The organism is Streptomyces sp. Ag109_O5-1 (genome assembly GCF_003814875.1).
Classification (GTDB): Bacteria; Actinomycetota; Actinomycetes; order Streptomycetales; family Streptomycetaceae; genus Streptomyces; species Streptomyces sasae.
Genome location: NZ_RKQF01000001.1, coordinates 404,008 through 429,931, shown reverse-complemented (window position 1 = coordinate 429,931; position 25,924 = coordinate 404,008). Strand labels below are relative to the sequence as shown.

20 protein-coding genes are annotated in these 25,924 nt (G+C 71.3%); 7 read left to right on the top strand and 13 right to left on the bottom strand.

From position 1 onward, the window contains the following. Positions 1-97: 97 nt before the first annotated feature. Positions 98-1,312: a saccharopine dehydrogenase family protein gene (locus tag EDD90_RS01935; protein ID WP_123971426.1), complete on the bottom strand. Its 1,215-nt coding sequence runs from the start codon at positions 1,310-1,312 to the stop codon at positions 98-100. Between the two features lie 123 nt (positions 1,313-1,435). On the opposite strand from EDD90_RS01935, the gene EDD90_RS01930 reads away from it, so the two are divergent. Both EDD90_RS01930 and EDD90_RS01925 read left to right on the top strand, forming a co-directional pair. Next, positions 1,436-2,152: a TetR/AcrR family transcriptional regulator gene (locus EDD90_RS01930; protein ID WP_123971425.1), complete on the top strand. Its 717-nt coding sequence runs from the start codon at positions 1,436-1,438 to the stop codon at positions 2,150-2,152. A 96-nt stretch (positions 2,153-2,248) separates the two neighbouring features. Beyond that, entirely contained in the window at positions 2,249-3,553 is a 1,305-nt protein-coding gene (locus tag EDD90_RS01925; protein ID WP_123971424.1) for an MFS transporter, read from the top strand. 11 nt (positions 3,554-3,564) lie between these two features. On the opposite strand, the gene EDD90_RS01920 is transcribed toward EDD90_RS01925, so the two are convergent. Then, entirely contained in the window at positions 3,565-4,014 is a 450-nt protein-coding gene (locus EDD90_RS01920; protein WP_123971423.1) for a cyclic nucleotide-binding domain-containing protein, read from the bottom strand. 397 nt (positions 4,015-4,411) lie between these two features. Here EDD90_RS01920 and EDD90_RS01915 point away from each other — a divergent pair, with 397 nt between their 5' ends. Continuing rightward, positions 4,412-4,846 (top strand): ATP-binding protein, encoded by a 435-nt coding sequence (locus EDD90_RS01915; RefSeq protein WP_123971422.1) that lies wholly within the window; start codon positions 4,412-4,414, stop codon positions 4,844-4,846. A gap of 238 nt (positions 4,847-5,084) precedes the next feature. Next, on the top strand, positions 5,085-5,909 hold the full coding sequence (locus tag EDD90_RS01910; RefSeq protein WP_123971421.1) for a SigB/SigF/SigG family RNA polymerase sigma factor: 825 nt from the start codon (positions 5,085-5,087) through the stop codon (positions 5,907-5,909). A gap of 7 nt (positions 5,910-5,916) precedes the next feature. Here the strand turns inward: EDD90_RS01910 and EDD90_RS01905 are convergent, their stop codons facing one another. Then, complete coding sequence (locus tag EDD90_RS01905) at positions 5,917-8,166, bottom strand: FUSC family protein (RefSeq protein WP_260327520.1); 2,250 nt, start codon at positions 8,164-8,166, stop codon at positions 5,917-5,919. 16 nt (positions 8,167-8,182) lie between these two features. Beyond that, positions 8,183-9,559: an NAD(P)/FAD-dependent oxidoreductase gene (locus EDD90_RS01900; RefSeq protein ID WP_123971420.1), complete on the bottom strand. Its 1,377-nt coding sequence runs from the start codon at positions 9,557-9,559 to the stop codon at positions 8,183-8,185. 250 nt (positions 9,560-9,809) lie between these two features. Here EDD90_RS01900 and EDD90_RS01895 point away from each other — a divergent pair, with 250 nt between their 5' ends. Continuing rightward, positions 9,810-10,619 (top strand): methyltransferase domain-containing protein, encoded by an 810-nt coding sequence (locus tag EDD90_RS01895; protein WP_123971419.1) that lies wholly within the window; start codon positions 9,810-9,812, stop codon positions 10,617-10,619. Positions 10,620-10,632: 13 nt separating this feature from the next. Here the strand turns inward: EDD90_RS01895 and EDD90_RS01890 are convergent, their stop codons facing one another. The 8 genes from EDD90_RS01890 to EDD90_RS01855 form a co-directional block, all read right to left on the bottom strand. Further along, complete coding sequence (locus EDD90_RS01890; RefSeq protein ID WP_123980784.1) at positions 10,633-11,064, bottom strand: ATP-binding protein; 432 nt, start codon at positions 11,062-11,064, stop codon at positions 10,633-10,635. Between the two features lie 89 nt (positions 11,065-11,153). Then, positions 11,154-13,058 (bottom strand): long-chain fatty acid--CoA ligase, encoded by a 1,905-nt coding sequence (locus tag EDD90_RS01885; RefSeq protein ID WP_123971418.1) that lies wholly within the window; start codon positions 13,056-13,058, stop codon positions 11,154-11,156. A 129-nt stretch (positions 13,059-13,187) separates the two neighbouring features. Further along, entirely contained in the window at positions 13,188-14,276 is a 1,089-nt protein-coding gene (locus EDD90_RS01880) for a glutamate--cysteine ligase (protein WP_123980782.1), read from the bottom strand. Positions 14,277-14,427: 151 nt separating this feature from the next. After that, positions 14,428-16,632, bottom strand: a complete 2,205-nt coding sequence (gene glgB / locus EDD90_RS01875; RefSeq protein WP_123971417.1) for a 1,4-alpha-glucan branching enzyme — start codon at positions 16,630-16,632, stop codon at positions 14,428-14,430. Positions 16,633-16,636: 4 nt separating this feature from the next. Beyond that, positions 16,637-17,992 carry a maltokinase N-terminal cap-like domain-containing protein gene (locus tag EDD90_RS01870; protein ID WP_123971416.1) on the bottom strand — a complete coding sequence of 452 codons (1,356 nt, stop codon included), beginning with the start codon at positions 17,990-17,992 and terminating at the stop codon, positions 16,637-16,639. A 31-nt stretch (positions 17,993-18,023) separates the two neighbouring features. Next, positions 18,024-19,742 carry a maltose alpha-D-glucosyltransferase gene (treS, locus tag EDD90_RS01865; protein ID WP_123971415.1) on the bottom strand — a complete coding sequence of 573 codons (1,719 nt, stop codon included), beginning with the start codon at positions 19,740-19,742 and terminating at the stop codon, positions 18,024-18,026. Beyond that, a complete protein-coding gene (locus tag EDD90_RS01860) occupies positions 19,739-21,724 on the bottom strand; it encodes an alpha-1,4-glucan--maltose-1-phosphate maltosyltransferase (protein ID WP_123971414.1) in 1,986 nt (661 codons plus the stop codon). The genes treS and EDD90_RS01860 overlap by 4 nt, the downstream gene beginning before the upstream one ends. Before the next feature lie 102 nt (positions 21,725-21,826). Then, positions 21,827-22,120 (bottom strand): DUF5133 domain-containing protein, encoded by a 294-nt coding sequence (locus EDD90_RS01855; RefSeq protein WP_123971413.1) that lies wholly within the window; start codon positions 22,118-22,120, stop codon positions 21,827-21,829. A 307-nt stretch (positions 22,121-22,427) separates the two neighbouring features. On the opposite strand from EDD90_RS01855, the gene EDD90_RS01850 reads away from it, so the two are divergent. Together EDD90_RS01850 and glgX are read left to right on the top strand one after the other, a co-directional pair. Then, positions 22,428-22,931, top strand: a complete 504-nt coding sequence (locus EDD90_RS01850) for a pep a2 (RefSeq protein WP_123971412.1) — start codon at positions 22,428-22,430, stop codon at positions 22,929-22,931. A 23-nt stretch (positions 22,932-22,954) separates the two neighbouring features. Further along, on the top strand, positions 22,955-25,129 hold the full coding sequence (gene glgX, locus EDD90_RS01845) for a glycogen debranching protein GlgX (protein WP_123971411.1): 2,175 nt from the start codon (positions 22,955-22,957) through the stop codon (positions 25,127-25,129). Here the strand turns inward: glgX and EDD90_RS01840 are convergent. After that, positions 25,098-25,919 carry a VOC family protein gene (locus tag EDD90_RS01840; protein WP_185148874.1) on the bottom strand — a complete coding sequence of 274 codons (822 nt, stop codon included), beginning with the start codon at positions 25,917-25,919 and terminating at the stop codon, positions 25,098-25,100. The genes glgX and EDD90_RS01840 overlap by 32 nt on opposite strands. Positions 25,920-25,924 lie beyond the last annotated feature (5 nt).

Here is a 25,924-nt window from a genome sequence, read left to right as displayed (position 1 = left end):
CAAGTCGACTCTGCCGTTTCGGGTGCGCGTTGCTCGGATCCGGGTCACCGCAGCGGGCGCGGTCGAAACGGCCAAGTCCCTTGGAATTCGCGGGCGGTCACTGCTCGCGCAGGCCCCAGGGGGAGCCGTACTCGGTCAGCAGGTCGAGGAACGGGCGGGCCGGGAACGCCTCCGGGCCGAGGACGCCCGAGCCCGACCACGCGTCGGTGGCCAGGAGTTCGAGGGCGACGACCGGATTGACGGCCGTCTGCCACACCACGGCCTGACAACCGTACTCCGTCATGGACGACTGGTTGTCGACCACGTGGTAGAGATACACCTCGCGCGGCCGCCCGTCCTTCGTCCCGCGCACCCAGGTGCCCGCGCAGGTCTTGCCGTGCATGCGCTCGCCCAGCGTCGCCGGGTCGGGGAGCGACGCGGCCACCACGTCCCGGGGCGAGACCGCGACCGGGCCGTCCGGGCCGGGCACGGCCACCGGGGCGGTGCTGTCCAGGCCCAGCAGGTGCAGCGTCTTCAGCGTCTCGATGAACTCCCGGCCCAGCCCGTACTTGAAGGTGACCCGCCGCGCGTCCACCCAGCGCGGCACCAGCAGCACCTCCTCGTGCTCCACATTGACGCACTCGACCGGCCCGATCCCCTCCGGGAAGTCGAACACCTCCGGCTCGCTGAACGGCTCGGTCGTGAACCAGCCACGCCCCTTCTCGTACACCACGGGCGGGTTGAGGCACTCCTCGATGGTGGTCCAGATGCTGAAGGAGGGCGCGAAGCCGTAGCCGTCGACCGTCAGGTTCGCGCCGTCGCGGATGCCGACCTCGTCGATCTCGTCGAAGAGCTCGTCGGCCGCGTACCGGGCGAACACGTCCGACAGACCGGGCTCCACCCCCATGCCCACCAGGGCGAGCGCACCCGCCTGCTCCCACTCCCCGGCCAGCGCGAACTGCTCGTCGCCCAGCTTGACCCCGCACTCCTCGTACGGCCGTCCGGGGTGCTGCCGGGAGAGCGACATCGCCATGTCGAGATAGGCCGCCCCGGCTTTGCGTGCGGCCCGGAACAGGGGCATCACGAAGCGCGGGTCGGTGGCGTTGAGCAGTACGTCGCAGCCGTGCCGGGCGAGCAGCGCGGCCACGGCCGCCTCGTCACCGGCGTCGACGCGCTCGGCGAGGAACCGGTCGTCACCGACGGCCGCCACGGCCGCCTCGGCCCGTGCCGGGTCGTAGTCGGCCACCACCATCGCCTCGAAGAACGGGCGGCGGGCCGCGATCCGGCTGACGGCGGTGCCCACACCACCGGCTCCCACGAGCAGTACACGCATGGCGAATCTCCTTCTCGAACAGAGTGCGAGGTCGAGTACGGGGCGCCTTGGCCGGAATCAAACGCCGGGCCGTCGCATAAGGTCAATGGCGTTGGCATAAGGACGGGTGCAGGGGAGCGGGCGATGCCCAAACAGGTCGTAACGGAGGACAGGCGGCGCCGGCGCCGTCCGACGCGCAGCGGCACCGTGCTGTCCGAGGAGCTGATCGTCGGGACGGCGCTGCGTCTGCTGCGCGAACACGGCAGCGCCGGCCTCACCGCCCGCCGCCTGGGGCTGGCCCTCGACTGCGACCCCAGCACCCTGTACCGCTACTTCCGGGGCATGGACGACCTGACCCTGGCGATCGGCGACGCGCTCATCGGCCAGGCGCTGTCCGGCTGGGCGCCGACGGGGGAGTGGCGGACCGACCTGCGCACGATCGGCCTGCGTATCCACGCGGAGTACCTGGCCCACCCGCAGGCGGCCCTGCTGACGGCGAACCGGGTGACGGGACGGGCCCATGAACTGGCAGCGGACGAGGCGGTCCTGGAGGTCCTGAGATCGGCAGGCTTCCCCCTGGCCGCGACCGTGCGCGTCTACCACGCCTTCATCGACCAGACCCTGGCCTTCGCCGCCCTGGACGCGGCGTCCCTGGCCCTGCCGAAGGACTTCCAGCGCGCGGACGAGGCGAAGTGGAGCTCGACGTACGCCCGGCTGCCCGCCACCACCCACCCGCGTATCGCGGAGGCGGCCCCTCTGCTGGCGAAACGCATGGTGACCAGCGCCTATCCGACGGCGTTGGAGATGCTCCTGGACAGCGCGGAACGCGGCTTGTGCAACGCCCCTGCGGCCGCATCCTGAGACAACCGGTTCGGCGGGGGCAGAAGTTGCTGGGATAGTGATCCTGCCATTGAAAGATGTAGCGACCACCAAGAAGACCAGGACACCAGGAACACCGTGGACACCAGCCAGAGCGGCACCCAGTCCGGCGCACAGCCCTCCGACGAGACCACGGCGGCCCCACCCCGGCGCGGCTGGCGCCGCTGGGCGATGGACACCCGTCCGCTGGCAGTCCCGGCCTACCGCCGGCTGTGGTCCTCGACGATCGTCACCTCGGTCGGCAGCCAGCTCACCGCGGTGGCCGTGCCCAAGCAGATCTACGACATCACCGGATCCTCGGCCTGGGTCGGCGCCGCGAGCCTGGCCGGGCTGCTGCCGCTGATCGTGTTCGCGCTGTGGGGCGGCGCGGTCGCCGACGCCATGGACCGCCGCAGGCTGCTACTGATCACCAACTGCGGCATAGCCCTCACCTCGCTGCTGTTCTGGCTCCAGGCCGTCACGGGGCTGGAGTCCGTGGCCGCGCTGATGGTGCTGCTCGCCCTGCAGCAGGCGTTCTGGGGGCTGAACGCCCCGGCCCGTACCGCCTCCATCGCCCGGCTCGTCCCGGAGGCACAGCTGCCCGCCGCCAACGCCCTCGGCTCGACGGTCATGCAGACCGGGCAGGTGGTCGGGCCGCTGCTCGCCGGTGCCCTGATCCCGGTCATCGGCCTGCCCGAGCTGTATCTGATCGACGCGCTGGCGCTGTGCGTGACGGTGTGGGCGGTCTACCGGCTGCCCGCCCTGCCACCGCTGGCGGGTGCCACGGGCCGCCGGGCCGGGGTACGGGAGATCGCGGAGGGGTTCCGCTACATCTCCATGCACAAGGTGCTGCTGCTGTCGTTCCTGGCCGACATCATCGCGATGGTCTTCGGCATGCCCCGCGCGCTGTTCCCGCAGCTGGCCGCACAGACCTACGGCTCCTACGGCGAGGGGCTCGCGCTCGGCCTGCTGTTCGCGGCGATCCCCGTCGGCGCGGTGCTCGGCGGACTCTTCTCGGGCACCTTCTCCCGGGCGCGCCGGCACGGCTGGATGGTGATCGGCGCGGTCGTCGGCTGGGGAGCCGCCATCGCCGGGTCCGGGCTGAGCCGCAACCTCTGGATCGCCGTGGCATTCCTGGCCGCCGCCGGGGTCGCCGACATGGTCTCGATGGTCTTCCGGGGCGCGATCCTGCTGTCCGCGGCCACCGACGAGATGCGCGGCCGGATGCAGGGGGTCTTCACGGTGGTGGTCGCGGGCGGCCCGCGCCTCGCCGACGTCCTGCACGGCACCATGGGGTCCGTGTTCGGGCCGCGCGCGGCCGTCGCGGGCGGTGGGCTGCTGGTCGTCGCCGTCATGCTGGCGCTGGCCGCCGCCGTCCCGGCCCTGCGCCGTTACCGCGTCTGAGCTCCGCACCCCTACACGGGCCGTCGTCCGGCGTACGCGTCCAGGAGTTTGCCCCGGGTGACCTCCAGCCGGCTGGCGAGGATCTCGGCGACCGTCCGCACCAGCGACAGCCCGAGCAGCGGGTCCTCCACGCTCAGCGCGAGCACGGCGGCGGCGTCGTACTCGTAGGCCCGCACCCGGCTGAAGGCCACCGCCCCGAAGTCCCAGGTGTAGGGCGGGAACAGCCACGACCAGCCGAGCAGGTCGCCGGCGCCCAGGCTGGCGACGGTGACCCGCTTGTGAGACGTCACCTCCTGGTCCAGGTTGACCGCCCCGGAGCGGATCACCCAGAAGCGGTCCGCCGTACCGCCCGCCTCGAAGATCCTGCTGTCCTCGGGGAAGGAGACCTCCTGGGCCAGTTCCATGAGGCGCTCGCGCTGCGCCTGGGGCAGGGCGGTCAGCAGTTTGATGGCTTTGGTCATGGCGCGGGGCTCCTCGCCGGCGAGGGTACGGGGCTTTCCCTATGCCCATTTCAGCCTCTGCCGTCGCGCCGGGCACCTCGAAGGGCCTGAGAATGGCCGGAGGAGGCGCGTCCGGGCGTTAAAAAGCCCTGGCTGGACGGGGGAGGCCAGCCAGGGCCGTCAAGAGGTGGCGCGGGAGGACCTTCCGTCGACTCCTCGACCACTTATGAGTGAACGGTAAACCATCCAGGGCTATTTCGCGTAGCAGGGAACAGGGTACGTGACCCGTTTCACTTTGGGGAAGCCCTCGCGGGCCATCGGCGTGTTTGACCGCGCTCTCACCGGTGAGCCGAACAAGGAGAGACCCGTACGGACAGACTCACGAAACCGAGCGGTCCACCAGCCAGGGGGCGAAAGGATGCGCGAGAAGTATCTGACCCGATCCGCAGTGGTACGACCCGAGTCCCACCTGCCGCCGCCGCCGCTGCGGCCGGCCGACGCCCGCAGAGCCGTACGCGGTGCGGTCGCCCGGCAGGCCCTGCCCTGTGCCTCTGCGGACCTGGCGGACGCCCTGCTCGTCACCTCGGAACTGGCCACCAACGCGATTCTGCACGGCGGTGGCATCACCGGTTTCGACGTCGACGTCGACGGCTGTGCGGTGCGCGTCTCCGTCAGCGACCGCAGTGACGAGGTACCGGTGGCCGTGCCCGCCGTGGACGAGGGCGGCCGCTGTCGCCCCGGCGGCCGGGGCTGGCCCATCGTCTGCCGGCTGGCCCGTGACGTGGAGGTCGCCGGACTGCCCCGCGGTGGCAAGCGGATCACCGCGGTCGTGCCCCTGAGGCCGTGCCCCTGACCCGAGCCGCGGGCCAAGTTCCCGCGGCGGTGTTTGCGCCGGGAGCGGAGGGGCAGGCGGACTGTCGTGCTTCGGACCGGAGGCGCGCGCCAGCGGGAACGGTCACCGACCGGCCCCCGGGCCCGGCAGAGCGGCCCGGGTGGTGCTCCCGCGGCGACCCTGACACCGCAGTTCGGGTCGAGTCCCGGAACCACGTTCCGGTGACGCCCTGAAACCCACAGTTCAGGAGCGATTCCGCATGCCCACCGACCTGTCGACCAGCCGTCCCCGCACGCCCGACCACACGACCCCGGCCGCGTCCCGGCGCAGCCACGACGACGCACCGGACACGGCAGCCCTCTTCGCCCGCCTGGCCGCCCTCGACGACGGCCCCGAGCGGCACGCCCTGCGCGACGAACTGGTCGCCGCCTGGCTGCCCATGGCCCACCGCATAGCCGGCCGCTTCCGGGACCGAGGCGAGTCCGTCGAGGACCTCCGCCAGGTCGCCGCGCTCGGCCTGGTCAAGGCCGTCGACCGCTACGACCCCGCACGGGGTGCCTTCGAGAGTTACGCCGTGCCCACCATCACCGGCGAGGTCAAGCGCCACTTCCGGGACCGGATGTGGGCGCTGCGCGTGCCGCGCCGGGTGCAGGAACTGCGCAACCGGGTGCGGGTGGCCCGCCGGGACCTCACACAGATCCCCGGCGCCCCCGAACCCGGCGTCGCCGACCTCGCCGCCCGCACCGGTCTGACCGAGGAGGAGGTCACCGCCGGCCTGGAGGCCCTGGAGAGCTTCAGCACCCTCTCTCTGGACGCCGAACTCTCCGTGGGTGAGGACGGTTACAGCCTCGCCGACACGCTCGGCGAGAGCGACACCTCCTACGACGTCGTCATCGACCGGGAGGCGGCCAAGGAAGGGCTGCGCAAACTGCCCGAGAGGGAGCGGGCCATCCTCTACATGCGCTTCTTCGAGGACATGACGCAGAGCCGGATCGCCGACCGCCTGGGCATCTCCCAGATGCACGTCTCCCGGCTCATCAGCCGCAGCTGCGCCCGGGTCCGGGCCGAGGCCATGAGCCGGTGACGCACCGTCAGCCGGCCCGGGACCGGACCGTCACCTCCAGCGGCCGGGCCAGGCCCGCCACCGCCTCGTCCAGGCGCTGCAGATGCCGCAGCACCCGGTCGGTCACCCGGCCGTAACGCGGGGCGCCCAGGGTGCCCGGCTTGAGCATCGCCGCGATGCTCGGGCCGGTCTCGATCCCGGGGGCGGGCTCCCGCTCGGCGACATGCGCGGCGATCGCCTCGATGTTGTGCACGATCCGCTCGCCCGCCCCGCGCAGCCGGGGATCCGCCGCGATCGCCGGATGGGTGGGCAGCAGCTCCGCCGTCGCCGCGAGGGACCGCGCGTGATAGGCGCACGTCTCCAGGAGCGCCACCACATAGCGCGCGGTGTCCCGGCGGGAGCGCAGCGGGGTGATCGGATGGGTCAGCGGCTGGACCGCCGCCGCCAGGTCGGCCAGCGCCTGGTCCAGGTCACGGGCCTTCTCCACCAGATCGGCAGGCGGTGCCCCGCTCAACTGGTCGGCCGAGGCCCGGGTGACCTCGGCCAGCCGGTCCAGTGTCGCGACGAGCAGTTCGTCGGTACGGCGGTCGGTGTGCACCGGCAGCACCACCGCGGCCGCGATCACCCCGCACACCGCGCCCAGCGCCGTCTCCTCGATTCGCAGCACCAGCACGTCCAGGCTGTAGGTGTTGAGCAGCGTGTAGAGCAGGCCCAGCATCGCCGTCACGAAGAACGACATCAGGGTGTACGACAGCGGCGCCGAGTAGAACATCGCGAAGACGAACAGCAGCACCAGCCCGAACGCCGTCCAGGTGTGGTGCCCGACAAGGCCTGCGAGCCCGATACCCGCCACGACGCCGAGGACCGTGCCCAGCAGCCGCCGGTAGCCCTTCACCAGGATCTCGCCGGTGGACGCGGTGTTGATGAACACGATCCAGCAGGTCAGCACCGCCCAGTACCAGCGCTGGGCGGACAGGAACTCGCCGCCGACGATGGCCAGCGACGAGCCCACCGCCACCTGCACCGCCGCCCGGGTGGTCGGCCGGCGCAGCCCGGTCTGCTCCTCCGCCTCCCGCTCGTCCTCCTCGGCGCCCTCGATGGCCGCGTCCTCGGCGTCCAGCTCCTCCCGGGACCGGGCGGTCGCCGGGGTGTCGTCGGACTCGTCCTGCGGCCCGTCCATCGCGATCCGCAGCCCCAGCACCGCCCGCGCGGTCTCGCCGACGCCCCGGAAGACGTCCTGGACGGCGGAGGAGGCGTCCGGCAGGTTCTCCTCCTCGCGGTAGCCGAGAAGCCGGTTGCGCAGCTGGGCGAACGCCGTCCCCGACCGCGGGCCGGCCGGCCGCAGCACCAGCAGCCGCAGCGCCTCCAGGTCCAGGCGCAGCCGCTCCAGCGACTCGTCCCCCACCGGCGCCGGCGCCGCCGACGGCAGGTGGGCGCCCGGCAGATGCAGGGTGAGGGTGTCCGCGCGCCGCTCACCACGCGCGGTGAGCAGCAGCAGTCCGAGCCGCTCGGCGGCGATCTCGGCGTCCGCGATCCGGCGCTGCACCAGCCGGGCCACCGCCTCGTCGGAGGTGCCGTCCGTGAGCCGCCCCTGGATCAGCAGCGCCGTCTCGTGCAGCCTCGCGGTCCTGACCCGGACCTCCTCCACCACCTTGTCCAGTTCGTCCGGTCCGGCGTCGAGCAGCTCGGCCTGCGCGGCCACCAGTTGCGCGAAGCGGGCCCGGAAGGCCCCCCGCAGCGCGTCGAGGATGCCTGCCGGGGTCTGCTGTACGAGCGCGAACCGGGCCAGCGCCGCGCAGCCGAACGCCACCGTGATCGCGAGGTACAGCCCCGGCAGCGCGGGCACGGTCGCGTGCACGAACAGCGAGACGAAATAGATCTGGAAGCCGATGAGACCCAGCGCCGTGCCCCGGTCGCCGAAGCGACGGCCGTACACGGCACAGAAGATGAGCGCCACGAAGAACAGGTCACCGATCACCACCCGGGAGTTGAGCAGTGCGCCCAGCGACATCGAGGCCAGCGCCGTCGGCAGGCCCAGCGCGAGCGTGGCGGCCTGCTGGGCGCGTTGCTTCTCGCGGATCGCGAAGGTGGCGACCATCGCGGTGATGGCCCCGGCCACCAGATGGGTCACGTCGGCCCGCAGCACGGCCAGGACGGCGAGGGTGAGCGCGATCGACGTGACCGTGCGCAGGCCGGCGGTGAGGCGGAGCAGCCCGGGATCGGACGCGGCGAGCCGCCCCCACAGCTCCGCCCGCACCGACCCCCCGGCCGCTCTCACTTTGGCGCGCCCTGTGTCACGCAGGGGCGCTGCCCGTTCCCTCTGCCCGCGCCCGGACCTGCTCCGGGGCCAGGTACGTGTCCGTGTACTCGAAGTCCTTCAGCCGGGCGGGCTTGCGGGACTGGAAGCCGGTACGGACGAAATCGTCGCCGGCCAGGGCGTTCAGCACCCAGTTGGTCGCCACCCTGACCTTGGCCACATTGGTGCGCAGCGCCGACCAGTGGTAGCCGCGGGCCACCGCCTGGGCGGCCAGTCCGCGCAGTTCGATGCCGAGCGGCTTGGAGACCGCGTCCTTGCCGCCGAGGTCCACCACGAGCCCCAGGTCCTTGTGCTCGTACGGGTGCAGCGGCTGGTTGCGCAGGGTCGCGATGACGTTGTCGGCGACGACCCTGCCCTGCCGCATGGCGTGCTGCGCGGTCGGCGGGCAGACCGCGCCCTCCTCGTCCTTCGCCCTGTCCGGTACGGCGGCCGCGTCGCCCAGCGCGAACACCCCGTCGTGGCCCGGCAGGGTCATCTCGGCGTTCACCGCGAGGCGCCCGCGGACCGTCTCGGCGCCCAGGGTGGCGATCAGCGGGCTGGCGACCACGCCGGCCGTCCAGATCAGGGTGTGGGTGGGCACCACGCGGCCGTCGGTGAAGGTGACCTCCTCGGGTCCCGCCTTCTCTATCGACACCCCCAGGGAGACGTCGATTCCGCGCCGGCGCAGGATCTCCTGGGCGCTGCGGCCGAGTTTGTCACCGAGCTCCGGCATCAGCTTCGGTGCGATGTCGATCAGATGCCACTTGATCAGCTTCGGGTCCAGGTTCGGATAGCGGTGCAGGGCCGCGTGTGTGAGCTTCTGCAGACAGGCCGCGGTCTCGGTGCCCGCGTATCCCCCGCCGACCACCACGAACTGCAGCCGCGCGGCCCGTTCGGCCGGGTCGGTGCTGGCGTCGGCCAGGTCGAGCTGGGAGATCACGTGGTCGCGGATGTAGGCGGCCTCGGCCAGCGTCTTCATCCCGAAGGCGTAATCGGTCAGCCCCGGGATGTCGAAGGTGCGGGTCACGCTGCCCGGGGCCAGGACGATGTAGTCGTACCGCTCGTTGATCAGCTGTTCGGTGATGGTGCGGACCACGCACACCTTGGACTTGAGGTCCACGCCGATCGCACCGCCCGGGATGATCCGGGTGCGGTACTTCTTGCTGCGGCGCAGCGAGACGGCGATCGACTGAGGGGTCAGCACACCCGAGGCGACCTGCGGCAGCAGCGGCAGATAGAGCTGGTAGGAAGTCGGCGACACCAGGGTGAGGTCGGCCTCGTCGGGGGCGAGTTTCCGCTCCAGGCGGCGCACACATCCCACTCCGGCGAAGCCGGCGCCCACCACCAGGATCCTGGGTCGTGTCACGGTGTCCATCCCTTTCCGCTGCTCCGGGCCGTCCGGCTCGACGCCGTTCGGATGCCCTGGAACGCTTGCTTCGCACCACATCGATCCCACCGTGCCCGACGCCGTTCCGCCAGCCGGGCGGAGCAGGCAGCCGAACGCGTGGGCTCCAGCATGCCCCTGGAACCACGGGGGAAACCGGCGGTCGCACATATATGCGCCGGATTTCCGTCCGGTACGAGGGCGCCCCACGGCGATCACGTACGCCAGTAGAGTGCCCGCCATGGCGCAGACCCAGCCCGGGACGGGCTTCCAGAAGCGGCACATCGACCCCGACCGCATGGCCCCGCTGGTGGGCGCCCTCGACTCCCAGGACACCAACCCGGGTGTACGGCGGCTGCGCGCCTGGGCCGAGGAGGCGCTGGCGGTGCGGCCCGGCGAGCGACTTCTCGACGTCGGCTCCGGAACCGGCTCGCAGACCCGGGTGCTGGCCGCCGCGGTCGGTCCGGACGGTGTCGCGATCGGCGTCGAACCCAACGCGGGACTGCGTGCGGTCGCCGAGGAACGCTCCGCGGACAGCCGGGCCCGGTTCACGGACGGCGACGCGCTCGCTCTGCCGCTGTCCGACGGCTCGATGGACGTCGTCTGGTGCGAACGGGTCCTCCAGCACCTCGCCGACCCCGACAAGGCGGTCGCCGAGATGGCCAGGGTGCTGCGCCCCGGCGGCCGCGTGGCACTCCTGGACACCGACTGGGCGACCACGATCCTGCACCCCGGCGACCCGGAGGTGGTGCGCGCCCTCACCTCGGCCGTCCTGAACGGCGCCAACCCCAGCTCGGGGCGCCGCCTGGTCGGCCAGCTCAGCGCGGCCGGGTTCGTGGTCGACGACCGCGGCTCGCAGGCCCTGCTCCAGGACCACCGCTCGGTCGCCTGGCCGGTGATCCGCATGCTCGGCGAGTCCGCGGTACGCTCCGGAGCCCTCAGCGAGGACCAGCGCGACGCCCTGTACGCCGAGCTCTCCGAGGCCGCCGAGCGGAGCGCGTTGCACATGTCGGTGACGATGTTCGGGGTGGTCGCGCACCGGCCCGGGTGAGCGCACCCGGCTCTCACCAGGGCAGGAACGCGTGCACGTCCTTGCCGTCCTCGGTGACGACCACGCTGACCTGGTCGCACAGGGTGTGCAGCAGATGCCAGCCGATACCGCCCCCGCCCCGGTGCGGACGGAAGGGCCGGGGCTCGGGCCGGACCCGGCTGGTGTCGTGCATCGTGATGTGCACACCGTCGTAGGTGCGGCGCATCCGCAGCGCGAAGGGCCCCGGCGCGTACTGGACGACGTTGGCAGCCAGCTCCGTCACGACCAGCAGGATGTCGTCCCAGCTCTCGGGGCTGGCGGGCGGCGAGGTGCGGGCGAGGTCGGCCAGGTAGCCGTCCGCGGCGAGCCGGGCACCGGTCACGCTGCGCAGTTCGCCCGGGAAGGCGGCCGTGCGCTCACACGTCTCCGCCCTCGGTCCGCTTTCCCGCCGTGGCCCGGTCGCCATCTCTTCTCCCGGCCCCGGGAAGGGGCTGTCGCCGCCGTCCTGGTCTTCCCGGCGAGTTCCCACGACGGGACACGATACGCGCGATCAGCTCACCGGAACACGTCGTCCGAGTCGTCCCAGTCGGCCGGCTCCGGGGGACCCTGCCGCCGTACCGCGTGGGTACGGGCCTGGTACATGGCGTCGATCTCGGCCGCGTAGTGGCGCTGTATGGCGTCCCGGCGCAGTTTCATCGACGGCGTCAGCATCCCGTTGCCCGGGGCGAACGGTTCCTGGATCACCCGGTAGACCCTGATCGACTCGGAGCGGGACACCACGCTGTTGGCGGACGCGATGGCCCGGGCTATCTCCTCGCGCAGCGCGTTCTCCTCACGCGCCTCACGCCCGGGCGAGTCGCCCGGCACCGCCAGCGCGCCCCGCCAGTGGGCCAGGAAGTCCGGGTCCAGGGTGATCAGCGCGCCCACACAGGGCCGGTCGTCGCCGACGACCACCGCCTGGTGCACCAGCGGGTGCATCCGCAGCCGTTGCTCCAGCGGGGCAGGGGCCACGCTCTTGCCGCTGCTGGTGATGATGATGTCCTTCTTGCGGCCCGTGATGGTCAGATAGCCCGCGGAGTCGAGCCGCCCGATGTCCCCGGTGGCCAGCCAGCCGCCGCGCAGCGCGGCCCGGGTCGCGTAGTCGTCACCGACGTACCCCTGGAACACGGACGGCCCGCGCACCAGGATCTCGCCGTCGTCGGCCACCTGGATCTGGGTGCCCGGCAGGGCCTGGCCGACCGTGCCCGACTTCTCGCGGCCCAGCGGCTGCATGGTGATCCCGCCGCTGGACTCGGTCAGGCCGTAGCCGTCGTGCACATAGATGCCGATGCCCTCGTAGAACAGGGTGAGTTCACGGCTGAGCGAGGAACCGCCGGACGTGGCCCGCTGCACCCGGCCACCGAGCACGGACCGCAGCCTGCGGTACACCGTCCGCTCGTACAGGGCGTGTTGCAGCCGCAGGTCGAAGCCCGGGCCCGCGCCGGTGCCGAGCCGCTGCCGTTCCTCGGCGGCGGCGAAGTCCCGGGCGGTCTCCGCGGCCCGGTCGAACAGGGCTCCCCGGCCCGACTGCTGGGCGGTGCGCAGGAACGTCTTGTACAGCTTCTCCAGCACCGACGGCACGGCGTACAGATAGGTCGGCCGGAAGGCGGCGAGCGCCGAGGCCAGCGCGGCCTCGGACATCTCCGGCTCGTGGCCCATCAGGACCCCGCCGCGCAGACACAGCACCATCACCATCAGGCCGTACACATGCGAGAACGGCAGGTAGGCCAGCACGGACGGTTGTTCGCCCGGCTGCGCGGCGGTGTGCCCCCAGCCCGCCAGCAGGGTGTCGCACGGGTACGCCAGCCCACGGTGGCTCAGCGCGCAGCCCAGCGGGCGGCCCGAGGTGCCGGAGGTGTAGGTGATGGCCGCCGTGGAGTCCGGCATCACGATCCGGCGCAGCGACTCCACCGTGGTCAGCGGGACATACAGGCCCTTCTGCACCAGATCGGCAACGGCCCCCGAGTCCAGCTGCCACACGTGCTTGAGCCCGGGAAGGCTCTCGCACACGGTCCCGACGGTCATCACCGCCAGCTCGTCCTCGACCACCACGGCCACGCAGCGGGCGTCCCGCAGGATCCACTCGACCTGGTCCCGGGAGGACGTCGGGTGGATCGGGACGACCTCGGCCCCCACCGACCACAGCGCGAGGCAGAACACCGTCCACTCGTAGCGCGTGCGCGCCATCATGGCCACCCGGTGCCCCGGCGATATCCCCGACGCGACCAACCCCTTGGCCAGGTCGACCACTTCGTCCCGCACCTCGACCGCCGTGACCACCTCCCAGCTCGCGGCGGCGGCGTCGGGCCGGCGCGCCAGCACCGGCAGGGTCGGGTTCCGGTCCGCCGTCTCGAAGATGCTGTCGGCGAGCCCGCCGGCCAGGGTCGAAGCGGTCGTCGGAGCGAGGGCGTAGTCGCGCATGCGCTGCTCCTGGATGTACGGAGGGTGACCCTCCCGATCGGTACTGTTGTCGACGCGGGTCGAATGTAGCCCAGGGGAGGGCGGCCCGTGTCAGGAACGGTCAACTCGTGTCCCACCGATGACATGAGATCAGCCCTGCGTACGGCGCACGCACTCGACCACGACGTCCCGCAGGCTGCCCGTGCGCTCCAGGAAGGATCGCTGTTGACGGGCGCCGCCGCCGCTGTGCAGCAGCTGTGCGAGGGCCTCCTCGACGCCGACCGCGTCACCGCTGGCGACGAGCGCGTCCGCCGTGTGCGCCAGCAGCGAACGCACCACGTCGACGGCGGGCCGGGGCCGCATGGTCACCGGATCGAGGAGGTCCTGGTCCAGGCCGGAGCGGGCGGCCTGCCAGGACGCCAGCCGGAGCATGCTCACGCTGTGGTCCAGCGGCGGCCGTCCCGCCCGCCAGTCCCGGGCAGCCGTCTCCACCAGGGCCCGGGCCAGCGTGGCGACCAGCACGGTGGTCTCCGCCCGCAGACAGACATCGGTCACCCGGATCTCCACCGTCGGGTAGTGCACGGCCAGCCGGGCGTCGAAGTACACCATCCCCATGTCCAGGATGACCCCGCTGGCCACCATGTCCGCGACCCGCCGCCGGTACCGCTCGGCCGACCCGAACAGCTCGGTCGGCCCCGCCGACGGGCCGCGCGACCACAGCCGGCTGCGGAAGCTGGCGTAACCGGTGTCCCGGCCCTGCCAGAACGGCGAGTTGGCGCTGAGCGCGCGCAGCACCGGGAGCCACGGCCGGAGGCGGTCGAGGACGGCGACGCCCTCCTCGTCGGACTCCACCGACACATGCACATGGCAGCCGCACACGAACTTGTCGAGCGTCGCGCTCCCGAACCGGCTCGCCATCCACCGGTACCGCTCGTGTGCGCTGAGCGCGGGAGTGACCGGCAGCGGGCAGGTGGCGAGCGCCGCCACCGCGCAGCCGATCTCCCCGGCGAGCCGGGCCGCCTCCTTGCGGCAGCGGACGATCTCGGCGCCGAGGTCCGCCATGTCCCACTGCGGACTGGTGGCGAGCTCCAGCATCTGCCCGAACAGCTCCTTCTGGAACACGGCCTGCCCGGGATCGTCCCGGGCGGCACGGTCGAGGAGATCGGCCGCCCTGGACATCGGCTCCCCGCTGTCCGGGTGGACCAGCAGGAGTTCTTCCTCCACTCCGACGGTACGCAGCACCGGGGACCGCCCTCCGTCCGGGCCGCGACCGGGCGCGGCGGGGTCTCTGAGAGCCTGTGTCACATCCCCGGCCGGGCATGTGGCACAGGCTCTCACCCCGTGCTGCCCGGACCGGGCCGCGGGAACACGTGACGGTGCCGTCGGCGGGCTACGGGGCGACGGGCTCCAGCCACACGGTGCCGAGCGGCGGCAGTGTGAGCCGCAGAGTGCCGTCGTCGGCGAGCAGCGGCCCCCGGCCGACGACGTCCCCGCCGCCGTAGCGAGCGCTGTCGGTGTTGAGGATCTCCCGCCAGACGGGCGTCCCCTTGGGCACGTTCAGACGGTAGCCGGGACGGACGACGGGGGAGAGGTTGGAGACCGCCAGCAACGGCCGGGCCTCGGCGTCGAACCTCAGGAAGGCGAAGACGTTGTCCTCGGCCGCGTCCCCCAGGACCCACTGGAAACCCGCCGGATCGGTGTCGCGCTGCCACAGGGCGGGGCGTGTGCGGTACACGGAGTTGAGATCACGGACAAGATCCCGCACGCCCCGGTGATCGGCCTCGGCGCCGTACTCCGGGTCGAGTAGCCACCAGTCGGGGCCGTCGGCCTCCGACCACTCGCCGCCCTGGGCGAACTCCTGCCCCATGAAGAGCAGTTGCTTGCCCGGATGGGCCCACATGAAGGCCAGATACGCGCGGTGGTCGGCACGCTGCTGCCACCAGTCGCCCGGCATCTTCGACACCAGGGACCGCTTCCCGTGCACCACTTCGTCGTGGGAGATGGGCAACACGTAGTTCTCGCTGTACGCGTAGACCATCGAGAAGGTCATCTCGTCGTGGTGGTACTTGCGGTGGACCGGCTCGTGCCGGATGTACTCCAGCGAGTCGTGCATCCAGCCCATGTTCCACTTCAGCCCGAACCCCAGACCGCCGCTGTCGGTCGGGCGGGTCACCCCGTCCCACGCGGTGGACTCCTCGGCGATGGTCACCACGCCCGGCGCCCGCCGGTACACGGTCGCGTTCATCTCTTGCAGGAACGCCACCGCGTCCAGGTCCTCGCGCCCGCCGAACACATTGGGCGTCCACTGCCCGGAGTCCCGTGAGTAGTCGAGGTAGAGCATCGAGGCGACCGCGTCCACCCGCAGGCCGTCGATGTGGAACTCCTCGCACCAGTACACGGCGTTGGCGACCAGGAAGTTGCGCACCTCCACCCGCCCGAGGTCGAACTCGTAGGTCCCCCAGTCCGGATGCTCGGCCCGCCGCTCGTCCCCGGGCTCGTACAACGGATCCCCGTCGAAGCGGGCCAGCGCCCAGTCGTCCTTGGGGAAGTGCGCCGGCACCCAGTCCATGATCACGCCGATCCCGGCCCGGTGCAGGGCATCGATCAGGTACCTGAAGTCGTCGGGGGTGCCGAGCCGGGAGGTCGGCGCGTAGAAGCCGGTGACCTGGTAGCCCCAGGAGCCGCCGAAGGGATGCTCCGCGACCGGCATGAACTCGACGTGGGTGAAACCGAGGTCGTCGACGTACGCGGGAAGTTCCTCGGCGAGTTGACGATAGGTCAGGCCCGGCCGCCAGGACGGCAGATGGATCTCGTACACCGAGAACGGCGCCTCGTGCACGGGGGTGTCGCCCCGGTGCGCCATCCACTCCCCGTCGTCCCACTCATGACGCGAGACCGTCACGACCGAGGCGGTCGCCGGCGGTACCTCCGTCCCCCGGGCCATCGGGTCGGCCTTGAGGAACCGGCCACCGTGCCGGGACGTGATCTCGAACTTGTACCGGGCACCCTCGCCCACGTCCGGCAGGAACAGCTCCCACACCCCGGCGGCGCCCAGCGAGCGCATCGGGTACTGCGTGCCGTTCCAGCACGTGAAGTCCCCCGCCACCCGCACCCCGCGGGCGTTGGGCGCCCACACCGTGAACCGTGTCCCCGGCACCCCGTCATGGGTCATCGGCTCGGCGCCGAGCGCCTTCCACAGCTGTTCGTGCCGCCCCTCACGGATCAGATGCAGGTCGAACTCGCCGAGCGCGGGCAGGAAGCGGTACGGGTCGTGGACCTCGTGCTCGCCGTCCTCGTACTCGACGAGGAGGGTGTACGACGGGACCTCGGCGTACGGCAGCACGGCCGCGAAGAGTCCGTCGCCCTCCGACGCCAGAGGGCTGCGCGCCCCGTCGACGAGCACACTCACGGCGCGGGCCTGCGGGCGCAGCGCGCGGACGAGGGTGCCGCCGTCCACCGGGTGGGCGCCCAGCAGGGCGTGCGGATCGTGGTGGGCGCCCGCGAGGAGGCGCTCACGGTCGGCGGGGTCCAGGGGCGGGGCCGTGGGCCGGGAGGGGCCGGAGGGCTCGGGGAGCGCGGAGTCACGCAGTGCCATCAGGTCAGCCTCCCCAGCGGGCGAGCCGCTCGATCGCGGCCATCGGAACCGGAAGCCAGGCCGGCCGGTGCCGGGCCTCGTACACCACCTCGTACACCGCGCGGTCCGTCTCTTGGGCCCGCAGCAGCGCGTGTTTCTTGCGCGGGTCCCAGCCCGCCCGGTCCGCGTAGCCCGCACAGTACGCCTCCCGGCAACGGCGCGCCCACTCCGGACGCCAGGGGCGGCGCTGCCGGGCCGCGTAGTCGAAGGACCGCAGCATGCCGGCCACATCGCGGACCGGCGACTGGTTGCCGCGCCGCTCGGCGAGCGGCCGGGACGGCTCGCCCTCGAAGTCGATGACGAACCACTCGCGGTCCGCCCACAGCACCTGCCCCAGATGGAGATCGCCGTGGATCCGCTGGACGGGCGGCCCGGAGTCGCAGGTGGCGAGCGCGTCGAAGGCACCGCGAAGCCCGGGTACGAACGGCCGCAGCGCCGGGACGGCGAGGGCGGCCGCGTCCAGCCGGGCGGACATCGCCTCCGCCGTACGGCCGTGCTCCTCGTGGACGGCGGACGGGAAGGCGGTGGCGAGCGCGAGATGCACGTCCGCGGTGGCCCGCCCCAACTCATGGGCCTCGGTGGCGAAGTCGTCCCCGGCCGCGAGCGCGCGCAGGGCCAGGGTCCAGCCGTCGGCCGCGTCGGGCAGGAAGGGCTGCAGCACCCCGAGGGTCGCGGGACTCGGCTCGGTGGTGCGGAACCAGGCCACCGGCGCCGGTACCCGCGCGCAGCCCTGCGCGGCCAGCGCGCCGGGCACCTCCAGATCCGGGTTGATGCCGGGCTGGATCCGGCGGAACACCTTCAGGATGTAGGAGTCGCCGTACACCAGCGAGGAGTTGGACTGCTCGGCGTCCAGCAACCGGGGCGCGAGTCCGCCGGGTATCCGCGCATCCGGGGCCGTCTCGAAGCGCAGCGGACCCACCGTGCCGGGGATCCGCAGCCGTTCCAGCAGCAGTTCGGCGGCGTGCGGGTCGTACAGGGCGTCGTACACCGCGAGCCCGGCCAGCGGACCCTCCTCGGCCCGGCCGATGTACGCCCGTTCCAGCCGGGGCGCGCGGTGTTCGCGCACGCCGAGCAGGAGTTGGTAGCAGTCGCCGGACGGGGAGGCGCCCCCGCCCTGGGAGTGGTCGGCGTGGACGAGCAGATGCAGACAGCCGGGGAAGAGCTCGGTCACGGACAGCACGGACAGATCAGTGACAGGCCGGTCCTTGCCCGCGAACCAGCGCTGCCGGGGCAGCCAGTCGCGCAGCAGCCCGCCCAGCGAGGCCAACGGCCGGTCGAGACCTGCCGCCGTGCTCCTGGGCAGGTCAACGGTCTTCACCATGGTGACGCGTCCTTTCCTCGGCTCCGCACGCTCAGCGCCGCCGGCCGATGTGGGAGGCGACCCGGGAGAGCCGGAACCAGTAGAAGCCGTGTCCCGCAAGGGTGAGCAGATACGGGAGTTCACCGATGGCGGGGAACCGCACCCCGCCGATCAGCTCCACCGGATGCCGGCCGTCGTAGACCCGCAGATCGAGCTCGGTGGGCTGGGCGAAGCGGGAGAAGTTGTGCACGCAGAGGACGAGGTCGTCCTCGTACTCCCGCAGGAACGCGATCACCGCCGGGTTGGAGGACTGCAGTTCGGTGTAGGACCCCAGTCCGAAGGCGGGATTCTGCTTGCGGATCTCGATCATCCGCCGGGTCCAGTGGAGCAGGGAGGACGGGGAGGACATGGACGCCTCGACGTTGGTGACCTGGTAGCCGTAGACCGGGTCCATGATGGTCGGCAGGTAGAGGCGTCCCGGGTCGCAGGTCGAGAAGCCGGCGTTGCGGTCCGGCGTCCACTGCATGGGGGTGCGGACGGCGTCCCGGTCACCGAGCCAGATGTTGTCGCCCATGCCGATCTCGTCGCCGTAGTAGAGGATCGGCGAGCCGGGGAGGGAGAGCAGGAGTGCGGTGAACAGCTCGATCTGGTTGCGGTCGTTGTCGAGAAGGGGCGCGAGGCGGCGGCGGATGCCGATGTTGGCGCGCATCCGCGGGTCCTTCGCGTACTCGGCCCACATGTAGTCGCGTTCCTCGTCGGTGACCATCTCCAGGGTCAGCTCGTCGTGATTGCGCAGGAAGATGCCCCACTGGCAGCCGGAGGGGATGGCGGGGGTCTTGGCGAGGATTTCCGAGACCGGGTAGCGGGACTCCCGGCGCACGGCCATGAAGATCCGCGGCATCACGGGGAAGTGAAATGCCATGTGGCACTCGTCCCCGCCCTTCTCGTAGTCGCCGAAGTAGTCGACCACGTCCTCCGGCCACTGGTTCGCCTCCGCCAGCAGCACAGTGTCCGGATACATCGCGTCGATCTCGCGGCGGACCCGCCTCAGGAACTCATGGGTGGGCGGCAGGTTCTCGCAGTTGGTGCCCTCCTCCGCGTACAGGTAGGGCACCGCGTCCAGCCGGAAGCCGTCGATGCCCAGGTCCAGCCAGAACCGGAGAGCCGCCAGGACCTCCTCCTGCACCGCCGGGTTCTCGTAGTTGAGGTCGGGCTGGTGGGAGAAGAAACGGTGGAAGTAGTACTGGCCGCGCACGGGGTCGAAGGTCCAGTTGGAGACCTCGGTGTCGACGAAGATGATCCGCGCGTCCTGGTACTGCTTGTCGTCGTCGGCCCACATGTAGTAGTCGCCGTACGGCCCGTCGGGGTTCTTGCGGGACTCCTGGAACCACGGGTGCTGGTCGCTGGTGTGGTTGACGACGAAGTCGATGATGACGCGCATACCGCGCTGGTGGGCGGCGTCCACGAACTCCACGAAATCGGCGAGGTCACCGAACTCGGGGAGTACGGAGGTGTAGTCGGCGACGTCGTAACCGCCGTCTCGCAGCGGGGACTTGAAGAACGGGGGGAGCCAGAGACAGTCGACGCCCAGCCACTGCAGATAATCGAGCTTGGCTGTCAGGCCCTTGAGGTCGCCGATTCCGTCGCCGTCGCTGTCCTGGAAGGAGCGGACCAGGACCTCGTAGAAGACGGCGCGTTTGAACCAGTCCGGGTCCCGGTCCTTGGCAGGGGTGTCCTCGAAGGTGTCCGGGACGGGGTCGTTGACAGTCATGGCGCGCTGGGTCCTCCGTTCGCTGGGGTCGGTCGCCCTACCTGGAGCACATGCGCCGGCGTCCGGCCGGGCGTGAGGCGCACATAGTTGGTCCTGCCCCATGAGTAGGTCTCACCCGTCAGTTCGTCCCGCACGGACAGGGCGGAGTTCCAGTCCAGGCCGAGTCGCGGCATGTCCAACGAGACCGTCGCCTCCTGGGTGTGGTGCGGATCGAGGTTGACGACAACCACAACCGTGTCCGTCCCGGAGCGCTTGCTGTACGCGATCACGGAGTCGTTGTCCGTGTGGTGGAAGGTCAGGTTGCGCAGCTGCCGGAGCGCCGGATGGGCACGCCGGACGGTGTTGAGGCGGGTGACGAGGGGTGCGATGCCGTCCGTTTCGGCGCGTGCCCAGTCGCGGGGCTTGAGCTGGTACTTCTCGGAGTCGAGGTACTCCTCGCTGCCTTCCCTGAGCGGGGTGTTCTCGCAGAGTTCGTAGCCGCTGTAGATGCCCCAGGTGGGGGAGAGGGTGGCGGCGAGCACGGCGCGGGTCTCGAAGGCGGGGCGGCCACCGTGCTGCAGGTACTCGTGCAGGATGTCGGGGGTGTTGGCGAAGAAGTTCGGCCGCATCCAGGCGGCGGACTCGCCCGACAGCTCCGTGAGGTACTCGGTGAGTTCCTGCTTGGTGTTGCGCCAGGTGAAGTACGTGTACGACTGCTGGAAGCCGATCTGGGCGAGGGTGCGCATCATCGCGGGGCGGGTGAAGGCCTCGGCGAGGAAGATGACGTCCGGGTCGGCCGCGTTGATCTCCCCGATCACCCGCTCCCAGAAGACGACCGGTTTGGTGTGCGGGTTGTCGACGCGGAAGATCCGCACCCCGCAGGACATCCAGTGCCGCAGCACGCGGACGGTCTCGGCGACCAGGCCGTCCATGTCGGCGTCGAAGGCGATCGGGTAGATGTCCTGGTACTTCTTCGGCGGGTTCTCGGCGTAGGCGATGGTCCCGTCGGACCGGTGGTGGAACCACTCGGGGTACTTCTCCACCCACGGATGGTCCGGCGAGCACTGCAACGCGAAGTCCAGGGCGACTTCGAGGCCGTGCCCCTTCGCCTGCTCCACGAACCACTGGAAGTCCTCGACGGTGCCCAGGTCCGGATGGACCGCGTCGTGCCCGCCCTCGGGGGAGCCGATCGCCCAGGGCACGCCCACGTCGTCCGGCCCCGGGGTCAGGGTGTTGTTGCGGCCCTTGCGGAACGTGGTCCCGATCGGATGGATCGGCGGGAGGTAGACGACGTCGAAGCCCATGTCGGCGATCGGCTTCAGCCGCCGGGCGGCTGTCCGGAAAGTGCCGTGCGGCCGCTCGGGCGTGCCCTCGGAGCGCGGGAAGAACTCGTACCAGGAGCCGTACAGGGCCCGTTCGCGCTCCACGAGGAGCGGCAGCGGCTCGGAGGCGGTGACCAGTTCCCGCAGCGGATGCCGGACGAGGATCTCGTCCACCTCGGGGGCCAGCGCGCACGCCAGCCGTGTGGCGAGGGGCTGGCTGTCGTCGCCCAGGGCCCGTGCCGCCGCCAGCACCCGCTCGCGCTCGGGGCCTTCGGGAACCCCGGCGGCCGCGCGCTCGTACAGCTCCGCGCCCTCCTCCAGGACCAGACCGGTGTCGATGCCGGCCGGGATCTTCACCCGCGCGTGCTGCCGCCAGGTGGTCAGCGGGGCGCTCCAGGCCTCCACGTGAAACGTCCAGCGGCCCGTCGCGTCCGGGGTGACCTCGGCGCCCCAGCGGTCGGTACCGGGGACCGACTCCCGCATCGGCGTCCACGGACCGGGGCGGCCCTCGGGGTCGCACAGCACCACATTGGCGCCGACGGCGTCATGCCCCTCGCGGAAGACGGTCGCGGTGACCTCGAACGTCTCGCCCGGGACCGCCTTCGCCGGATGTCTCCCGCACTCCACGGCCGGCCGGACGTCGCGCACCGGAACACGGCCGATGGCCTCAGTCGCCTTCATGGGTCTCACCTCCGCCGTGCGTGGAGCCGGGCCCGGGGCCCGGCTCCACGGTCCGTGATGCGCCGGAAGACCGGTGTCTTCCCGCGGGGTCCGTCTTCGGGATCACTGCCTCGCGGAACTCCGGTCCGACGGCGGACCGCGGCGGACCTTCTCGCTCAGCTGGGCCCTGCCGCCCTGTTCCCGCAGATAGGTGACGAGGCTGGTGCGCAGATAGCGCTCGGCCGCGTCCACAGCCTCCCGGGCACAGCGCTTGCCCATCAGCACGCACAGCGTGTAGCCCGAGTCCTCGAAGGTGGAGCGCACCTCGCGGTCCTGCGGCGAGGCGAGCATCACTCGCTCCCACGCCCGGTAGCGCCGCAGCTGCCGGGCCACCTCGGCCTTCGCGGGTAGCAGCATGGCCGTGTCTTTCCTTCCGACGCTCTCGAGTGGGCACGTGTCCCCGACGTTCGGGGGAGCGTCCGGGCACGGAGAGGCACGGAGCCGTTACGGCGAATCGAGGCTTTCACTCATGGTGCACGTGTCATCACCGAGCGTCTTGTTGGATCTTCAACCACCCCGTGCGGCTCTCGTGTTGCACGAATGGCGTAGCGGCCCCACAGTGAAGGTGACTCAGGAGCGATCAACTGCTCACGCTGTGCGTCCGGAACGGATTTCCGGGTGGGTGAGGGGGAGCGGGAGCTTCGCCGGTGAGGAGCTAGCGACAATGAAGACCGCAGTGCCCTGCTACTACCACCTCGACGTGGAGGTGAGCCCGGAACGGGTCGGACAGGTCAGCCGTATCCTGGCCGCCCATCTCCGTTACTGGGATCTCGACAATCTCGTGGACCCCGTCTGCGGCGGCGCCGAACTGCTGCTGCATGCCATCGACCAGCACGCCACGGACAAGCACACGTCCATCGAGATGTGGTGGAACGGGCAGCACCTCATCACCGCGATCGGCGACGACGACCGCGATCTCCGCCCCGACCAGGATCTGCGCTCCTGCCTGGCGCACATCGCCGCCATGAGCGACGGCTGGGGCTGCTGTGCCTCGGACACCGGCAGCAAGATCATCTGGTTCTCGCAGCGGGCCCGGGCCGGCGAGCGCGTCCCGCTGGTCCCGACCGCGCCTGCGCCCAGCATCCGCCGGACGCTGCGGGTGCCCCGCGCCGCCCCGGTCGCCCAGTTGGCCGAACCCGCCGACGGGGTCCTGGCGGGCGCCCGGTGACGGCGAGGAAGTCCCGGAAAGGGGTGCCCGTGTGGAGCGGGCACCCCTACCCGTTGGGGGCCTCCTTCGACGGGCAGGGCACCAACTTCGCCCTGTTCAGCGAGGTCGCCGAGCACGTCGAACTGATCCTGGTGGACGACGCCGGGACCCGGCGGCCGGTGCCGATGAACGAGGTCGACGGCTTCGTTTGGCACGCCTATCTGCCCGGGGTCGGCCCCGGGCAGCGTTACGGCTACCGGGTCACCGGTCCCTGGGACCCGGACCTCGGCCACCGCTGCAATCCGGCGAAACTGCTCCTGGATCCGTACGCCCGGGCGGTCGACGGCCAGATCGACAACCATACGTCGTTGTACGAGCGCACCCCGGGCGGGCCGGCCCCCGGCGACAGCGCCGGGCACTCGATGCTCGGCGTGGTCACCGACCCCTACTTCGACTGGGGCGACGACCGGCCGCCTCTGCGGGCGTACTCCGACTCGGTGATCTACGAGGCCCATGTCCGCGGCCTCACCGCCACCCATCCGGAGGTACCCGAACGGCTCAGGGGCAGTTACGCCGGTCTCGCGCACCCGGCGGTCCTGGAGCATCTGACCGCGCTCGGCGTCACGGCGGTCGAGCTGATGCCGGTCCACCAGTTCGTGCAGGACGGCGTCCTCCAGGACCGGGGGCTGTCCAACTACTGGGGCTACAACACCATCGGGTTCTTCGCCCCGCACAACGCCTACGCCGCCTTCGGCAGCCGGGGCCAGCAGGTCAACGAGTTCAAGGCGATGGTGAAGGCGCTGCACGCGGCCGGGCTCGAAGTGATCCTCGACGTGGTCTACAACCACACCGCCGAGGGCAACGAGATGGGCCCCACGCTGTCCTTCCGGGGCATCGACAACGCCTCCTACTACCGCCTCGTCGACGGCGACTGGGCGCACTACTACGACACCACCGGCACCGGGAACAGCCTGCTGATGCGGCACCCGCATGTGCTCCAGCTGATCATGGACTCGCTGCGGTACTGGGTGACCGAGATGCATGTCGACGGCTTCCGCTTCGACCTCGCGGCCACGCTGGCGAGGCAGTTCCACGAGGTGGACCGTCTTTCGGCGTTCTTCGACCTGATCCAGCAGGACCCGGTCATCAGCCGCGTCAAGCTCATCGCCGAACCCTGGGACGTGGGGGAGGGCGGCTACCAGGTCGGCAACTTCCCGCCGCTGTGGTCGGAGTGGAACGGCCGCTACCGGGACGCCGTACGGGACTTCTGGCGGGCCGAACCGGGCTCGCTCGGCGAGTTCGCCTCCCGGCTCACCGGCTCCTCCGACCTGTACCAGCGCAGCGGGCGGCGGCCGCGGGCGAGCGTCAACTTCGTCACCGCGCACGACGGTTTCACGCTGCGCGACCTGGTGTCGTACAACGACAAGCACAACCAGGCCAACGGCGAGGGCAACCGGGACGGCGAGAGCCACAACCGGTCCTGGAACTGCGGCGCCGAGGGCGAGACCACCGACCCGGCCGTGCTCGAACTCAGGGCCCGCCAGCAGCGCAACTTCCTCGCCACGCTCCTGCTCTCGCAGGGCATCCCGATGATCGGCCACGGCGACGAACTCGGCCGCACCCAGCGCGGCAACAACAACGCCTACTGCCAGGACAACGAGGTCTCCTGGACCGACTGGGAGCTGACCGAGGAACAGCGGAGCCTCACCGACTTCACCCGGAACGTCATCGCACTGCGCGCCGCCCATCCCGTGCTGCGCCGACGCCGCTTCTTCCGCGGCGAGACCGCGACCCATGCCGGGCAGCCGCTGCCCGACCTGGTGTGGCTGCTGCCCGACGCCCGCGAGATGACCGACCGGGACTGGCAGCGCCCCGACGCCCACTCGGTCGGCGTCTTCCTCAACGGCGACGCCATCGCCGAACGCGACCCGTACGGGCGGCGCCTGGTCGACGACTCGTTCCTGCTGCTCCTCAACGGCTACTGGGAACCGGTCGACTTCTGCCTGCCCGACGACTCCTACGGCGAACGCTGGACCACCCTCATCGACACCGCCGAACCCGACGGCATCCCCTACGAACGCGAACGCAAGGCCGGTACCCGCCTGCGCGTCGAGGCCCGCAGCCTGGTCCTGCTGTCCCGGCCGTCCCGCGGCAACGACAAGCCGTCCCGAGGCAAGGACCGCAGGACTAGGGGAGGAGCGGGCGGGCGGTCACGGTGAACTGGGCTCCGTCCGGGTCGCGCAGGATCGCCTCCAGCTCCTGCTCCTCCAGGACGCTGCCGCCGTGTTTCTCGGCCGCCCGTGCGCACTCGCCCACGTCCGTGACCGCGAAGTGGACCTGCCAGTGCGGCCGTACCGACGGATCGGGCGCCGCCTCCACCGCGCCCGAGTCGATACGGGCCACGGCATCGCCCCGGCTGCGCAGCACGACCTCGCCGCCCTCGTACTCCACCTCGCAGCAGCCCTGTTTGTCGGAGGCCCAGCCGAGGACCTCGCCGTAGAAGATCGCCGAGTCGAAGGCGTTGCGGGTGTGCAGGCGGATGAAGGTCGGGGCGGCCCGGCGCCAGGTCTCCCAGTTGGAGACCAGTTCCCCCTCCCAGATGCCGAAGACGGCGCCGTCCCGGTCGGCGATCAGCGCCGCCCGGCCGGGCGGAAAGGACAGCGGCCCCACCGCCGGCGTGCCGCCACGCTCACGGGCCCGGGCGACGGACTCGTCCGCGTTCTGCACGGCGAAGTACGGCGTCCAGGCCACCGCCATCTGCCACATCGCGGCGACCGCGGCGATGCCCGCGACCGGCACCCCGTCCGCCAGGGCGATCCGGAAGTGGTCGCCGAGCCGGACGCTGCGCCATCGCCAGCCGAGCACGGCGCTGTAGAAATCCTCCGTGGCCTGGAGGTCGCGACTGGTCAGGCTCACCCAGCAGGGGGCCCCGAAGACCGAGTGCGTGGAGACGACGTCTCGCTTCTTCTTCGCGGGGCCGGGGGGAGGGGGAGGCATGTCGTTGTTCATGGCGC

Coding starts and splice junctions, on each gene's coding strand:
- EDD90_RS01935 (WP_123971426.1), bottom strand. CDS start 1,312: ATGCGTGTACTGCTCGTGGGAGCCGGTGGTGTGGGCACCGCCGTCAGC.
- EDD90_RS01930 (WP_123971425.1), top strand. CDS start 1,436: ATGCCCAAACAGGTCGTAACGGAGGACAGGCGGCGCCGGCGCCGTCCG.
- EDD90_RS01920 (WP_123971423.1), bottom strand. CDS start 4,014: ATGACCAAAGCCATCAAACTGCTGACCGCCCTGCCCCAGGCGCAGCGC.
- EDD90_RS01915 (WP_123971422.1), top strand. CDS start 4,412: ATGCGCGAGAAGTATCTGACCCGATCCGCAGTGGTACGACCCGAGTCC.
- EDD90_RS01910 (WP_123971421.1), top strand. CDS start 5,085: ATGCCCACCGACCTGTCGACCAGCCGTCCCCGCACGCCCGACCACACG.
- EDD90_RS01900 (WP_123971420.1), bottom strand. CDS start 9,559: ATGGACACCGTGACACGACCCAGGATCCTGGTGGTGGGCGCCGGCTTC.
- EDD90_RS01895 (WP_123971419.1), top strand. CDS start 9,810: ATGGCGCAGACCCAGCCCGGGACGGGCTTCCAGAAGCGGCACATCGAC.
- EDD90_RS01890 (WP_123980784.1), bottom strand. CDS start 11,064: ATGGCGACCGGGCCACGGCGGGAAAGCGGACCGAGGGCGGAGACGTGT.
- EDD90_RS01885 (WP_123971418.1), bottom strand. CDS start 13,058: ATGCGCGACTACGCCCTCGCTCCGACGACCGCTTCGACCCTGGCCGGC.
- glgB (WP_123971417.1), bottom strand. CDS start 16,632: ATGGCACTGCGTGACTCCGCGCTCCCCGAGCCCTCCGGCCCCTCCCGG.
- EDD90_RS01870 (WP_123971416.1), bottom strand. CDS start 17,992: ATGGTGAAGACCGTTGACCTGCCCAGGAGCACGGCGGCAGGTCTCGAC.
- treS (WP_123971415.1), bottom strand. CDS start 19,742: ATGACTGTCAACGACCCCGTCCCGGACACCTTCGAGGACACCCCTGCC.
- EDD90_RS01860 (WP_123971414.1), bottom strand. CDS start 21,724: ATGAAGGCGACTGAGGCCATCGGCCGTGTTCCGGTGCGCGACGTCCGG.
- EDD90_RS01855 (WP_123971413.1), bottom strand. CDS start 22,120: ATGCTGCTACCCGCGAAGGCCGAGGTGGCCCGGCAGCTGCGGCGCTAC.
- EDD90_RS01850 (WP_123971412.1), top strand. CDS start 22,428: ATGAAGACCGCAGTGCCCTGCTACTACCACCTCGACGTGGAGGTGAGC.
- EDD90_RS01840 (WP_185148874.1), bottom strand. CDS start 25,919: ATGAACAACGACATGCCTCCCCCTCCCCCCGGCCCCGCGAAGAAGAAG.